The organism is Streptomyces sp. NPDC057543 (assembly GCF_042801895.1).
Classification (GTDB): Bacteria; Actinomycetota; Actinomycetes; order Streptomycetales; family Streptomycetaceae; genus Streptomyces.
Window position 1 is genome coordinate 1 of sequence record NZ_JBHVFF010000259.1, and the last position, 12,752, is coordinate 12,752.

15 protein-coding genes and 2 pseudogenes are annotated in these 12,752 nt (G+C 69.9%); 4 read left to right on the forward strand and 13 right to left on the reverse strand.

Annotated features, from left to right (window positions below):
* Positions 1 to 98: 98 nt before the first annotated feature.
* The 8 genes and pseudogenes from ACFU8Q_RS31990 to ACFU8Q_RS32025 form a co-directional block, all read right to left on the reverse strand.
* The gene (locus ACFU8Q_RS31990) at positions 99 to 1,502 is read right to left on the reverse strand and encodes an NADP-dependent succinic semialdehyde dehydrogenase (protein ID WP_384460715.1); all 1,404 of its coding nucleotides are present in this window, start codon (positions 1,500 to 1,502) and stop codon (positions 99 to 101) included.
* Between the two features lie 172 nt (positions 1,503 to 1,674).
* Positions 1,675 to 2,181: an ATP-binding protein gene (locus tag ACFU8Q_RS31995; protein WP_384460718.1), complete on the reverse strand. Its 507-nt coding sequence runs from the start codon at positions 2,179 to 2,181 to the stop codon at positions 1,675 to 1,677.
* 174 nt (positions 2,182 to 2,355) lie between these two features.
* Complete coding sequence (locus ACFU8Q_RS32000; protein WP_384460721.1) at positions 2,356 to 4,455, reverse strand: xanthine dehydrogenase family protein molybdopterin-binding subunit; 2,100 nt, start codon at positions 4,453 to 4,455, stop codon at positions 2,356 to 2,358.
* 41 nt (positions 4,456 to 4,496) lie between these two features.
* Positions 4,497 to 5,483, reverse strand: a complete 987-nt coding sequence (locus ACFU8Q_RS32005) for an FAD binding domain-containing protein (RefSeq protein ID WP_384460723.1) — start codon at positions 5,481 to 5,483, stop codon at positions 4,497 to 4,499.
* Positions 5,480 to 6,046: a 2Fe-2S iron-sulfur cluster-binding protein gene (locus tag ACFU8Q_RS32010; protein WP_384460726.1), complete on the reverse strand. Its 567-nt coding sequence runs from the start codon at positions 6,044 to 6,046 to the stop codon at positions 5,480 to 5,482. The genes ACFU8Q_RS32005 and ACFU8Q_RS32010 overlap by 4 nt, the downstream gene beginning before the upstream one ends.
* A 99-nt stretch (positions 6,047 to 6,145) precedes the next feature.
* Positions 6,146 to 6,562 carry a hypothetical protein gene (locus tag ACFU8Q_RS32015; RefSeq protein WP_384460747.1) on the reverse strand — a complete coding sequence of 139 codons (417 nt, stop codon included), beginning with the start codon at positions 6,560 to 6,562 and terminating at the stop codon, positions 6,146 to 6,148.
* Positions 6,559 to 6,744: a hypothetical protein gene (locus ACFU8Q_RS32020; RefSeq protein WP_384460757.1), complete on the reverse strand. Its 186-nt coding sequence runs from the start codon at positions 6,742 to 6,744 to the stop codon at positions 6,559 to 6,561. Before ACFU8Q_RS32020 ends, ACFU8Q_RS32015 begins: the two co-directional genes overlap by 4 nt.
* Positions 6,745 to 6,805: 61 nt before the next feature.
* Positions 6,806 to 7,123, reverse strand: a pseudogene (locus ACFU8Q_RS32025) (hypothetical protein); the annotation flags it as partial.
* 214 nt (positions 7,124 to 7,337) lie between these two features.
* Between ACFU8Q_RS32025 and ACFU8Q_RS32030 the strand changes: the two are divergent.
* Together ACFU8Q_RS32030 and ACFU8Q_RS32035 are read left to right on the forward strand one after the other, a co-directional pair.
* Positions 7,338 to 7,670 carry a DUF6479 family protein gene (locus tag ACFU8Q_RS32030; protein WP_384460729.1) on the forward strand — a complete coding sequence of 111 codons (333 nt, stop codon included), beginning with the start codon at positions 7,338 to 7,340 and terminating at the stop codon, positions 7,668 to 7,670.
* 157 nt (positions 7,671 to 7,827) lie between these two features.
* Positions 7,828 to 8,655, forward strand: a complete 828-nt coding sequence (locus ACFU8Q_RS32035; RefSeq protein ID WP_384460732.1) for a VOC family protein — start codon at positions 7,828 to 7,830, stop codon at positions 8,653 to 8,655.
* A gap of 21 nt (positions 8,656 to 8,676) precedes the next feature.
* Here ACFU8Q_RS32035 and ACFU8Q_RS32040 read toward each other — a convergent pair whose 3' ends face one another.
* Positions 8,677 to 9,192 (reverse strand): DUF6328 family protein, encoded by a 516-nt coding sequence (locus tag ACFU8Q_RS32040; protein ID WP_384460735.1) that lies wholly within the window; start codon positions 9,190 to 9,192, stop codon positions 8,677 to 8,679.
* Between the two features lie 194 nt (positions 9,193 to 9,386).
* Between ACFU8Q_RS32040 and ACFU8Q_RS32045 the strand changes: the two genes are divergently transcribed.
* Positions 9,387 to 9,776 (forward strand): VOC family protein, encoded by a 390-nt coding sequence (locus ACFU8Q_RS32045; RefSeq protein ID WP_384460738.1) that lies wholly within the window; start codon positions 9,387 to 9,389, stop codon positions 9,774 to 9,776.
* Positions 9,777 to 9,849: 73 nt separating this feature from the next.
* Here the strand turns inward: ACFU8Q_RS32045 and ACFU8Q_RS32050 are convergent, their stop codons facing one another.
* Both ACFU8Q_RS32050 and ACFU8Q_RS32055 read right to left on the reverse strand, forming a co-directional pair.
* Positions 9,850 to 10,329 carry a GNAT family N-acetyltransferase gene (locus ACFU8Q_RS32050; RefSeq protein WP_384460741.1) on the reverse strand — a complete coding sequence of 160 codons (480 nt, stop codon included), beginning with the start codon at positions 10,327 to 10,329 and terminating at the stop codon, positions 9,850 to 9,852.
* A 93-nt stretch (positions 10,330 to 10,422) separates the two neighbouring features.
* Positions 10,423 to 10,720, reverse strand: a pseudogene (locus ACFU8Q_RS32055) (DnaJ family domain-containing protein); the annotation flags it as partial.
* A 533-nt stretch (positions 10,721 to 11,253) separates the two neighbouring features.
* On the opposite strand from ACFU8Q_RS32055, the gene ACFU8Q_RS32060 reads away from it, so the two are divergent.
* Positions 11,254 to 11,439 carry a GntR family transcriptional regulator gene (locus ACFU8Q_RS32060; RefSeq protein WP_384460751.1) on the forward strand — a complete coding sequence of 62 codons (186 nt, stop codon included), beginning with the start codon at positions 11,254 to 11,256 and terminating at the stop codon, positions 11,437 to 11,439.
* Between the two features lie 83 nt (positions 11,440 to 11,522).
* On the opposite strand, the gene ACFU8Q_RS32065 is transcribed toward ACFU8Q_RS32060, so the two are convergent.
* Both ACFU8Q_RS32065 and ACFU8Q_RS32070 read right to left on the reverse strand, forming a co-directional pair.
* Positions 11,523 to 12,053, reverse strand: a complete 531-nt coding sequence (locus tag ACFU8Q_RS32065) for a transposase (protein WP_384460754.1) — start codon at positions 12,051 to 12,053, stop codon at positions 11,523 to 11,525.
* Positions 12,050 to 12,589, reverse strand: coding sequence for a winged helix-turn-helix domain-containing protein (locus ACFU8Q_RS32070; protein ID WP_384460744.1), 540 nt, complete (start codon positions 12,587 to 12,589; stop codon positions 12,050 to 12,052). Before ACFU8Q_RS32070 ends, ACFU8Q_RS32065 begins: the two co-directional genes overlap by 4 nt.
* Positions 12,590 to 12,752: the final 163 nt, after the last annotated feature.

The following is a 12,752-nucleotide window of genomic DNA, read 5'->3' on the forward strand; positions in this document are numbered from 1 at the left end:
GTGTCAGCCCGCTCCGGGCCCGGTGCCGGGGCACGCGACCCCCGCGTGACGCCGCAGATGTGCGTGCCGGGCGTCTGGAGCCCGGCCAAGATCTGCTCCTAGGGGCCGTACCAGACCGTGGTCGCGTTGCAGAACTCACGGATGCCGTGTCCGGCGAGTTCCCGTCCGTAGCCGGAGCGCTTCACTCCACCGAAGGGCAGTGCGGGGTGGGACGCCGTCATGCCGTTGAAGAAGACACCGCCCGCCTCCAGATCGCGCACGCAGCGGCCGGCCTCCTCCGCGTCACGGGTCCAGACGTTGGAGCTGAGGCCGAAGGGACTGTCGTTGGCGAGTTCCAGGGCTTCGTCGAGCCCTTCGACGCGGTAGAGCGTGGCGACGGGGCCGAAGGTCTCCTCGCGGTGGATGCGCATGGCGGGCGTGATCCCGGTGAGGACGGTGGGGGCGTAGAACCAGCCGCGCTCCAGCTCCGGGCCCAGGCCGTCGGGCCTGCCGCCGCCGCACAGCACCCGCGCCCCCTGCCGTACCGCGTCGTCCACCAGCTCCTCCAGATCGGCGCGGCCCTGTTCGCTGGAGAGGGGGCCGACATCGGTGGCTTCCTGGAGCGGGTCGCCGACGGTCAGATCGCGCATGCCCACGGTGAACCGCTCGGCGAACTCGTCGTACACCTCCGTGTGCACGATGAACCGTTTGGCGGCGATGCAGGACTGCCCGTTGTTCTGCACCCGGGCGGTCACGGCCGTACGGGCGGCCCTGGCGACGTCCGCCGACGGCAGGACGAGGTACGGGTCGCTGCCGCCCAGTTCCATGACGGTGTGCTTCACCTCGTCGCCGGCGATGGACGCGACCGAGCGCCCGGCCGGTTCGCTGCCGGTGAGGGTGGCGGCGGCGACCCGGCGGTCGCGCAGGATCGACTCGACCGCTCCGGATCCCACCAGCAGGATCTGGAAGCATCCCGCCGGATATCCGGCCCGGCGGAACAGGCCCTCCAGGTACATCGCCGTCTGCGGGACGTTGGACGCGTGCTTGAGCAGGCCCACGTTCCCGGCCATCAGCGCGGGTGCGGCGAACCGGACGACCTGCCAGAGCGGGAAGTTCCACGGCATCACGGCGAGGACTGCGCCCAGCGGGCGGTAGTGGACATACGCCCGGGACGCGCCGGAGTCCCGCACATCGGCCGCCGACGGGTGCTCGTCCGCGAGGAGTTCCTCCGCATGGGCCGCGTACCAGCGCATCGCCTTCACGCATTTGGCGGCCTCCGCGCGGGCCGCCTTGACGGGTTTGCCCATCTCGGTGGTCATGGTGCGCGCGATGTCCTGCTGGTCCTCTTCGAGGTGGCCCGCGGCGGCGTTCAGCAGGTGGGCCCGTTCGCCGAATCCGGTGGCGCGGTACTGCCGGAACGCGCTCACGGCGGCATCGAGCTTCTGCTCGATCTCGGTCTCCGCGAGCGCGTCGAACGTCCTGAGGGTCTCGCCGTTCGCGGGGTTGACCGTCGCGATGGGCATGGCTCTGCTCTCCTTGCCTCGGTACTTCGACCGTGCCGCGCCGTGCGCCGTGCCGCAACGCGGACCCCGCCGGGCGGATACCCCACCGGCGCGGACCGTGCGTGCGGTGTGCACGCCGTCCGCGCCGGGAGGGTGAAGCGCTCAGCGGGTACGAGAAGGTGGGTGACCCGCCTCAGACGAGAGCGGGGGCGGTGTCGGACGCCACCGTCGTTTCGGGAACGGGCTCCGGGACGGCGGCCGGCGGCCGGCGGAACTCCAGCACACCGGGCAGCGGCGCCGTCGGCACCGGCTCGACGGGGCGCGGCTCCTTCGCGTACCGGGTGAACCAGACGACCTTGCCCTCGGCGGTACGGCAGGTGCCCCAGCTGTCGCTCAGCGCCATGACGCGGCTGAGACCGCCGCCACCGGTGCTGAGCAACCGCGGCATCTCGGCACCGTTGTCGGCCACGGAAACCGTGAGATGCCGCCCTGACCAGCGGAGTTCGACGACACAGTTGTTGTCACCGACATGCCGGTGGACGTTGGTCAGCAGTTCCTCCACACCCCGGCACACCGGCCGGATGTGGAGTTCGAGACTCCAGTGGCGTAGGTGCGCTGCGACTATTCGCCGCAGCTGGCACACACGCTCTGCCGAAACCTGGAGTTCGACCGAGTAGTGCCGGTCGAGTTGAACGGTCATCGTCGAGGCTCCTCACATCGAGGCCCACTGACTTCGCCTCATTGAACCAACGACCCCCCGAATACGAAGAGTGAGCAAACGACAATTCTGGGTCACTCCACAGGGTGACTCGGCAGAGCCGGTTGCGCAACACAAGGGACGGCGGACCGGCCGTACGGAGAGGATCCGCCCAGGTCACAGCAGATACGGCAGCAATGTGTCCGGGGTGATCGGGAGGCTGCGCAACCGGACGCCGGTGGCGTGCCGCACCGCGTTGCCGACAGCCGCCGCGGCGCCGACGATGCCGATCTCGCCGATGCCCTTGCTGCCCATCGGGTTGAGATGCGGGTCGACCTCGTCGATCCAGTCCACCTCGATGTCCGGTACGTCGGCGCAGACCGGCACGTGGTAGGAGGCCAGATCGCTCTCGGTGAAGTCGCCGAAGGCGGGGTCCATGGTGCTGGACTCGGTCAGGGCCATGCCGATCCCCATGGTCATTCCGCCGGTGAACTGGGAGCGTGCGGTACGGGGGTTGAGGATGCGCCCGGCGGCGAAGACGCCGAGCATCCGCCGCACCCGCACTTCTCCGGTGCGGGAGTCGACGGCGACCTCGGCGAAGTGCGCTCCGAACGCGTGCCGGGCGTAAGGGGATTCCGCCGACGTCTCCTGTTCGGTGTCCGCGAAGGCGGTCAGTCCCCCGGCGGGCAGGGGGCCGGTTCGCTCGCGCAGTTGCCGCAGGAGGTCCGTGGACGCCTTGTGCACGGACCAGCCCCAGGAGGCCGTGCCCGAGGAGCCGCCGGCCAGCGGAGCGTCGGGCAGTTCACTGTTGCCGATGTCGATCCGGACGTTCTCGATCGGGGTCTCCAGCACGGAGGCGGCGATCTGCGCGAGTACGGTGCGGGCGCCGGTGCCGATGTCGGTGGCGTTGACCCGGATGAGGTACGAGCCGTCGGGTGCCGCGTGCGCCGAGGCACTGGAGGCCAGGATGTACACGGGGTACGTGGCGGCGGCGACGCCCGTACCGAGCAGCAGCGGCCCCTCTTCGCGGACCGCGGGGCGGGCATCGCGGTCGTACCAGCCGAAGCGTGCGACGCCCTTCTCCAGGCAGGCCGCGAGGCCGCGGCTGCTGAACGGGCGGCCGGAGTCGGGTTCGGTCACCGGGTCGTTGCGCAGCCGCAGTTCGACGGGGTCCATGCCGAGGGCCGCGGCGAGTTCGTCCATGGCGGATTCCAGCGCGTACAGGCCGGGGGCCTCGCCCGGTGCGCGCATCCAGGAGGGGCTCGGCACGTCCAGGGCGGTCACCCAATGGGCGGTACGGCTGTGGTCGGATCCGTACATGACCCGGGTCGGTACGGCTGCCTGCTCGACGAATTCCTTGACGGTGGAGGTCTGGGTGACGACCTCGTGGGTGATCGAGGTGAGGGTGCCGTCGAGTTCGGCGCCGAGCCGGACGTGCTGCACGGTGGGTGCGCGGTGACCGACCACGGCGGCCATCTGGCGGCGGGGCAGGGCGATCTTGACGGGGTGCCCGGTGTGGCGTGCGGCCATGGCGGCGAGGACGGCCTGCGGGCGCGGCGTGCCCTTGGAGCCGAAGCCGCCGCCGACGTGTTCGGAGACCACGGTGACCTGCTGCGGGCGGAGTCCGAACGCGATGGCGAGGCTGTCGCGGACCTTCGTGGAGCCCTGACTGGCGTCGTGGACGGTCAGCCTGCCGTCGTCCGTCCACTGCGCGGTGGAGGCGTGCGGCTCCATGGGGTGGTTGTGCAGCGCGCCGAGAGTGTAGGTGACGTCGACCTGTACAGGTGCGGTGGCAAAGGCCCGTTCGGCGTCGCCGCGTTCGCGGACGGTGGGGTAGTCGCCGTTGACGACCTTCGGGGTGTACAGGCCGGGGTGGTCCTCGGTGAGCAGGACGTCGTGCCCGGTGGGCTCGTAGGAGATCCGCAGCGCCTCGGCCCCGGCGCGGGCCCGGTCGAGCGTGTCGGCCACCACGAGCGCGATGTGCCAGCCCCGGTGCGGGACCCGGTCGTCCTGGAGGACGGCAAGAATCGGGTCGTCGGGCTGCTTCAGCCTCGGGGCGTTGTCGTGGGTGAGGACGGCGCGCACGCCCGGCAGGGCCAGCGCCTTGTCGGCGTGGATGGCGCTGACGCGGCCGCGGGCGATGGTGGCGGGGACGGGCCAGCCGTACAGACAGCCCGGCGGGGTGTGCTCGGCGGCGTAGCGGGCGGTGCCCGTGACCTTGTCCCGGCCCTCGCGGCGGACGACGGGGGTGCCCAGGGGTGGAGGGGCCTGGCTCATGACGGGTCCTCACGTCTGCTGGTCGGCGTATCTGCGATTGCTCAGCTGTCGGCGGCGAGTTCGGCCAGCGCATCGACGGCCAGGCTGCGGGCGAGGCCCACTTTGAACGCGTTGTCGCGCAGGGGCCGGGCCGCGGCGAGTTCGGCGTCCACGGCGCGGGCGAAGGTCTCGTCGGTGGCCGGTGCGCCCCGGAGCACGTCCTCCGCGGTGTGTGCGCGCCAGGGCCGGTGGGCGAGTCCTCCGAAGGCCAGCGCCGCATGCTCGATCCGGCCGTCGCGGACGCTCAGTACCGCGGCGACGGATGCGAGGGCGAAGGCGAACGAGGCGCGGTCGCGGGCCTTGCGGTAGAGGGATCCAGCGCCGTCGGGGCGCGGTGGGAGGACCACCTCGGTGATGAGTTCTCCCACCCTGATCTCGGTGTCCCGGTGAGGGGTGTCGCCCGGAAGGCGGTGGAATTCTGCGGCGGGTACGGTCCGTTCGCCGTCCGCCCCGTGCAGGTGGACGCCGGCGTCGAGGGCGGACAGGGCGACAGCCATGTCGGACGGATGGGTGGCGACGCAGTGCTCTGAGTGGCCGAGTACGGCGAGGTCACGGTGGACGCCTTCGCGGGCGGGGCAGCCGGTGCCGGGTTCCCGCTTGTTGCACGGTTTGGATGTGTCCTGGAAGTACGGGCAGCGGGTGCGCTGCAGCAGGTTGCCGCCGGTCGTGGCGGTGTTGCGGAGCTGCCCGGAGGCGCCGGACAGCAGGGCCTGCGACAAGGCGGGGTAGCGGGTGCGCACCGCGGGATGGGCGGCCAGGTCGCTGTTGCGTACGGTCGCGCCGATGCGCAGCCCGCCGTCGTCGGTGTCGGCCACCCGGTCCAGGGGCAGTCGGCTGATGTCGATGAGCAGCTCGGGGGTTTCCACCCCGAGCTTCATCAGGTCGACGAGGTTGGTGCCGCCGCCGAGGAATCCGGCGCCGGGATGGGCGCTGCTCTCGCGGACCGCTTCCTCGGCGGACCGGGCGCGCAGGTAGGAGAAGGGTTTCATGGCGCCACGTCCTCGATCGCCTCGACGATACGGGGGTAGGCGCCGCAGCGGCACAGGTTGCCGCTCATCCGCTCGCGGATCTCGGGGGCGTCGAGCGGCACCGGGGCCGATACGGGCGCGCTGCGTGCGGTGACATGGGACGGGAAGCCGTCCGCCGCCTCGCCGAGCACGCCGACGGCCGAGCAGATCTGGCCGGGTGTGCAGTAGCCGCACTGCAGGGCGTCGCGGTCCAGGAAGGCTTCCTGGACGGGGTGGAGCCGGTCTCCATCGGCAAGGCCCTCGACGGTGGTGATGCGGGCGCCGTCGTGGGCGACGGCGAGCAGCAGGCAGCTGTTGGCGCGCCGCCCGTCGACGATGACGGTGCACGCCCCGCACTGTCCGTGGTCGCAGCCCTTCTTCGCGCCGGTGAGGTCGAGGTGTTCGCGCAGGGCGTCCAGGACCGTGGTGCAGTGATCGAGCGTCAGGGTCTGCTCGGTTCCGTTGATGTGCAGGGTCAGGGTGGAGCGTTCACCGGTTGCTCCCGGCTGTCGCGCACCGTCGTCCCGCCCACGAGAGGGGTCCACTCACTCGCACCTTTCAGAGGTGGCCTTTTTTCCGTTTTCTACCAGACGTGCCCTGCCTTCCCGCTTCATTGCTCCCTCGCCGGGCGGTGGCCCGCCCGCCTATCGGCTCCCGCTGTCGCGGTGGCTCCGGTGGCTTTCCAGGCGGAGGCGTACCTCTTCCTCCTGGTCTCCGGAAACCGTCCCGACGACGCGTACGTCGAAGGCGTGCGCCAGGCTCCGCCGGAGCCGTTCGACCGCCCAGTAGCCGCCCTGCACATCGATCTTCACCGGTGCGCCGAGTGCGACCGGTCCCGAGATCACTCTCTCCTCGGTGACGTCGACGGTCGCCACCCATGCCGTGGGGCGCCTCTCCGCGAGCTTCCTCGGTACGTCGACAGAGGCCCGGTCGGTGGTGAAAGCGGCCCGCAGCGCGTCGAAAACCATCCGCGCGTCGCCCGTGTCGCACCCGCTGATGACGACCGTGACCTCCTGTCCGTGCAGGCTCTCCTCCGGCTTCCTCTCCTTGATGGTGTTCACCGCGGCTCCTTCCGTTCGGCGTTGTGTGGTGCGCCCCCGCGCTGGGGGCCGACGGTGTAGACGGGGTCCTCGGCGGAGGCGATGCCCGCGGCGAGGATCCCGAAGCGTGTGCAGGCCGAACCCGCGAGCAGCGCGAGCCCGGCGGCGGAGCGGCCGTGGCCGCCGAGGAGCGCCGCGCCCACGGCACCGGCGGCGGTCGGGACGCGGGCGGAACGCAGCAGCGCACCGGCCCTCCCCCGGCCCCAGCACCTGGTGGTGGCGGGACGGTCCCGTGGTGAGCTGGAGGCTCGCGGATCCCTTGGGCCAGAGCCGCCCGCGGCTGATCGGCGAATCGGGATCACCCTCGATCCGTACGACCCGGTCGTCCTCGACGTACACCTGCTGACCGCAGCCCACCGCGCAGTACGGGCGGACGGACTGCACCACGCGGTCGGACGTGGCGGTACGGGGCCGGCGAAGGGCTGTCGCGGGCGACATCGCGGCACGCCCTCTGCCCAGCGGATCACCGCCGGTCAACTGCCGGTAGACCGGCCACCGGCTGAGCGGATTCGGTACTCCCATCGCTTCCCTCCCGCGAATTCAGGATCCTCTCCAGGCTCACCCCGCTGCCGGGCGACGGCGACACGAGGCCGCCGGCAGGCGGACGGGCCGAGGCGCCGGGCCCGGCCCGCCGGGCACCCGGCACCACCGAAACACTTTTAGTTTCATATCCACTTAAAACATGAATTCGTAGTCATTACCGACTGACGCCTGCCCCTCGGGGTATCCGGGAGGCATGGACGTATCGAACGGAGACCTCAGTTCACTGGCCCTCACCCTCGCCGACGGGCGCGGCGCGGTCGGCGTGGTGATGGGCATCATCGGAGTGGCTCTGGTGGCCATGCTGATCGGCGGCTTCTGGCTGGGCAAGAAGCGCCGGGCCCAGGAGCCGCCGCCGCCCCGGCCCGAGGACCAGCCACCGCGGCCGGACCACCGGAGCCACGTCGAGCAACGCGATGTCCACGTCGACGACAGCTTCCCGCCCAACGGCCGGGGGCTGTCCCCCTATGAGCTCGGTGACCGCGGGAACCAGCCCATCCATCGCGACACCGACGAGCAGCGCGACTGACCTCCCGGCGACCGGGAGCTCGGTCCCCGCACCACGCCGCAACGGCGTGCGCGGCGCCGCCGCGTGTTGCGGGAGGGACCGCCCGCGGTGAGGCTGGTGAGGCTCCGACGGCCACCGGCACACGCAGGCCGCAGAACCGATGAAGGCAGTTGGGACCATGACCGGAAGCCATCCCGGGGCGGCGTCGATGCCGGCACCGCTGACCGGATCCGCAGCGCCCTGCTGGGTCAATCTCATGACCCGCGACCTGGAATCGGCGCAGCAGTTCTACGCCGCCGTGCTGGGCTGGAACTTCCGGCCGGGCAAGCTGGGGCAGGAGTTCTCCGTCGCACGCCGCGGGGATGTGCCGGTCGCCGGCATCGGCGCGGTGGCGACCGCCTACCGGGTGGCCGTTGCCTGGACGCCCTACTTCGCCGTCCCCGACGCCGACGCGGCGGCCTCACGCATCCGTGAGCGCAGCGGCACGGTCGCGGTGGGGCCGCTCGCACTCGGCAAGGGGCGCGGGGCGCTGGCGGCCGATCTCGACGGTGCGGTGTTCGGCATCTGGGAGCGGACCGAGCCCGCGACCTCGCCCCCGGCGCCGGACGGATACTCGCACGCCTGGCTGCGGCTGCACACGAGGAACGCCTTCGACGCGGCGATCTTCTACGGCGGGGTGCTCGATTGGGCGAGCGGTCGCCCCGGATGCTGCGAGGTGTCGTACGAGAAGGACGAGGTCATCGTCGACTGCAACGGGCGCCGGCTCGCCCGGATCAGCTCCGGTGCAGTGGAGGCGGCACCCGATCCGCTGGTCCGTCCGCACTGGCAGGTCCACTTCCCCGTCGCCGATGTGGCGGCCACGGTCGAGGCGGCACGGCAGAACAACGGCAGCCTGGTCGAACAGCGTCGGCTGGGGCAGGGCACCGAGGCGACCCTGCTGGACCCGGACGGCGGGCTCTTCACGGTCACGGACGTCCGGGACCCCGATGCGGGTGATGCGGGCTGATCCGGCCGCCCCGTACAGCGGTCATTTCTCGCGTTCGCGCGAGGAGCGGGCCACCGCCCGGGCGGGGATCACGAACCAGCAGATCAGGAACCACAGCGCCATGCCGGCGACCAGCCACAGGGCGAGGGAGTTGTGCAGGGCCACCCGCAGGATCAGCAGCAGGGTGGAGCACATGGTGCACAGCAGCAGGACCAGTCCGAGCACGGTCAGCCGGGACGCCCAGGCGACCGTCTGCGGCTTGAGCCGCCGTCCTGCGACCAGGCGGTGGTACGACACGGGCCCGATCAGGGCGGCAGCTGTGGCGGAGCCCAGCATCACGGTGACCACGTAGATGGTGCGGTCGATGTCCGACAGCTCGGCGAAGCGCGGCTGGAAGACGACGGCGAGCAGGAAGCCGAACAGGATCTGGACGCCCGTCTGGGCGACCCGCAGTTCCTGGAGCAGTTCCCCCCACCGCCGGTCCGCCCGTTCCTCGGGCGTCTCGTCACGGCCCGTGTCGCGGTCCCGGCCGCCGGGGTCGTGGGATGTCGATGTCACCGTGAGCCTCCGTCCCGATGCGCACAGTGCATCGCCTGTTCCTCCTCAACCACCGTAGACCTGACGGCGATCACGCCGTGCCCTCGACGACCCGTCCGGACGCATCTAGGATCTTGAGTACGGCATCGCGCGCCGGTCACCGGCCGGGTGAGGCGTGGAGGTGCCCGTGAGATGCCTGTTGGAGGCATTCCACAGTGTCAGTCGAGTTGAATCACACCATCATTTCCGCCCGGGACAACCGGGTGTCCGCCGAGTTCCTCGCGGACATACTGGGCCTGGAAGTCGGCACGGAATGGGGCCCGTTCGTCCCGGTCGCCACCGCGAACGGCGTCACCCTGGACTTCGCGACCGTTCCCGAAGCGTCGATCACCCTGCAGCATTACGCCTTCCTCGTCTCGGAACCGGAGTTCGACAGGGCGTACGCCCGCATCAAGGAACTCGGGCTCACCTACTACGCGGACCCGCATCGCAAGCATCCGGGCGAGATCAACCACAACGACGGCGGCCGAGGCGTGTACTTCCTCGATCCCGCCGGTCACGCCATGGAGATCATCACGCGTCCGTACGGGGGCTTCCCCTCATAACACGGCGTAAGGGAAAGGGGGTTCGGCCGGAATCCGAGTGCGCGGATTCCGGCCGCACCCTTCTCCCGTCGGTTCAGATGACCGGCAGCACCAGTTCCGGACGGTCCCACATCACAGCGGGAGGGTTGGCGGCGAGGGTGCCGGTGCGCCGGGCGCCCACACTCCGGTAGAAGCCTTCGGCGGGCGGATGCGAGACGATTCGGACGCCGGTCAGGCCGGTGCGCCGCGCCTCCTCGCGCAGATGCGCGACGAGCAGCCGCCCGATGCCGACACCCTGTGCGTCGTCGGCGACGAACATGAGGTCGAGTTCCGGCGGGTCGAGGATCAACGCGTAGAAGCCGAGGAGCCGCTCGGTGCCGGACTCGACGGCCGCGAAGACCTGGTGGGTCTCGATGTAGTCGGGCCCCACCCGGTATCCGGCGACCATGGCGGCGTAATGGCCCTCGTAGGCGCGGGAGGTCCTGACCAGCCGGGTGAGGCGCCGGGCGTCCTGTGCGGTCGCGCGTCTGATCCGTACGCCCTCGCGACGCGCACCGGCACCCGTGCGCGTCATGCTCGATCCCATAGAGGGAGTATTACGCATCCGATTGCGTGTCCGGGACGTGCCCGGTCGCGGGGCCGTTGCCTCCGAGCCCCCGGTCCGCGGCTACGACGAGCGGCGGGCCGAGCGCCACTCCTCGACCATGGCGTCGATGTCGAACGGCTTGAGGTTCAGCAGGGGCCCCGGCGGCGGCCGTCGAACAGCTGCCCGGATCTTCTCGTTGACCTCGGCCAGCATGCGCCGCACGTCCGCCTCCGTCCGCGCCCCGGACACGGCCTCGCGCACGTCCTCCGCCTCCTTGCGCAGCGCCAGGACCGGCGGTAGCGCCGATACCCCCCTCCCGCTGCATCTTCCGCTTGATCCACCAGGTCTCGTCGTACGGCGCGTCGAGGGAGTCGAGAGGCGCTTTCTACAAATAGTTCTCTGACCAGCGATGATGACTGTCCGTAGAACTGGACATGAAAGAGCCCCTGGCAGTCACCACCAGGGGCTCAGCATGGAGGCAGTTTCCTTACCATCATTGTTTCATTCTGTCAACTGCTGCTCCACTCGCTCCAACCGGCACCCTGCGACGTCGATGACAGCCTGACAGGAGTGAGACAGGAAGAGCAGAGCAGAGATCAACTCCGCCCGGGTGACATCCTTGTCCACTGCCAGGGCACGCGCTCTGGCCACATCCTCCGTGGCTACCTCCAAGACCTTCTCCTCTGCGGCAGAGGCGATCGCTGCCACCACTCCACCCGGCTGACAGAAGGCTGTCTTGCCGCTGCCATCGGCCGGCATCCTCTGTAGCTGCATTGCCTGTCTCCCCTCGGTAGTCCTGGACTCCGAGGCTACGCACCTTGCTATAGCTCGCTATCCCTCGCCGTAGATGATCACAGCACGCACTGTTGACCTATGACAGAGCTTGATCCCACCCGCGCCAAGTGGGTGCAGATGGTGGCCGTGATTGAGTCCCGCATCAGCGATGGGACCTATCCGCCAGGGTCCAAGCTGCCTGGCATCCTCGCCCTGTGTGGTGAGTTCAGCGTGGCTCAGGTGACCGCAAGGAAGGCTCTGAGTGACCTACGGGGCCGGGGCCGTATCCGGACAGAGAACGGCATCGGTTCGTTCGTCCTGTAGTCGTCGTCTGACCGCTTTCCCGCTCGCAACCATCAATGAATGAATGATCTACTGAGGTTGAACTCGGGATGTCGTGTTGCTGATCAGGTGGGTCTGATGGTCAGGCCGGTCTCGGTGAGGCAGCCGTCTATGAGGTGGCTGCGGAACTGGATGTGCCGCAGGCCGCGCCGGACGGTCTGGACAAGGTGTTCTGGGGTGCTGAAAGCGACGTTGGAGAGCCACCCGCGCCGTAGAAGCGACCAGATCCCTTCGACGGGGTTGAGGTCGGGTGCGTAGGGCGGCAGGTAGTAGATGGTCAGCCAGTCCCGGGCTTCGGCGAACTCCCTCAGTCCGGCGGCCTTGTGGACGTTGAGGTTGTCCCAGACCAGCACGATCGGGCCGCCGAGCTGCTGGTGGGCGGCGATCAGCAGGTCGCGGTAGTCGCGCCAGGAGAAGCTCTTGCGCCCGTCACGGTTGCCGTCGTCGCGGCGGGGCCGGTAGATCAGCCGAGAACGGTGGCCGGGTTTGTAGCAGGTCAGGGCGGCGATGGATATGCGTCTGCGGGAACGTCCGCGGACCCGTACTACCGGGGTCCGGCCGCGTGGCGACCAGGTCTTTGCGTGCGGCGGCGTCATGGAGAATCCGGCTTCGTCCTCGAAGACGAGCCAGGCTCCACGGGCCGCCGCGAGCCTTCCGCGCAGGGCCACACCTCCTTGACCCACCCCGCGACCGCGTCGTCGTCCCGCTCCATCGCTCTGCGGGCCGGTACCTGGCAGGACCAGCCGTTGCGTACCAACAGCTTCCGCACGCCCTGGATCGTGTACGTCAGGTGGAAGCGTCGCCCGATCACTGTCTTGACCCGGCTGAGAGTCCAACGCTGGTCCTCCCAGCCATGCGCCGCCGGCCCCTTGGCCAGCTCCGCCTCAAGCTGCGTGAACTGCTTCTCGCTCAGCCTCGGCAGCGACGCCGGCCCCTGCGATCGCAAGGATCGTGGGCCACCCTCGGCCCACGCGTGACGCCATCGCTGGACCGAGCGGACACTGACTCGCAGATCTCTGGCGATCGCTGAACTGCCCTCGCCCAAGGCGAACCGCTCGGCCGCCTTGAGCCGTAACTCCTCGCGGAACTGCTGCCGTTCGACGGTCAGCCCGCCCCCTTGTGGATACCGCATGACTTCGGTGATACCGCAGCCACCGACAAGTCGTCACCCCCTACGACACCACGAGTTCAGCCTCAGTAGCTACTGCGGATGAACTCGTGATGTCGTCTGCGACGATCAGGGGTTGATCGTCAGTCCTGTTTCGGTGAGGCAGCCGTCTATGAGGTTGCTGCGG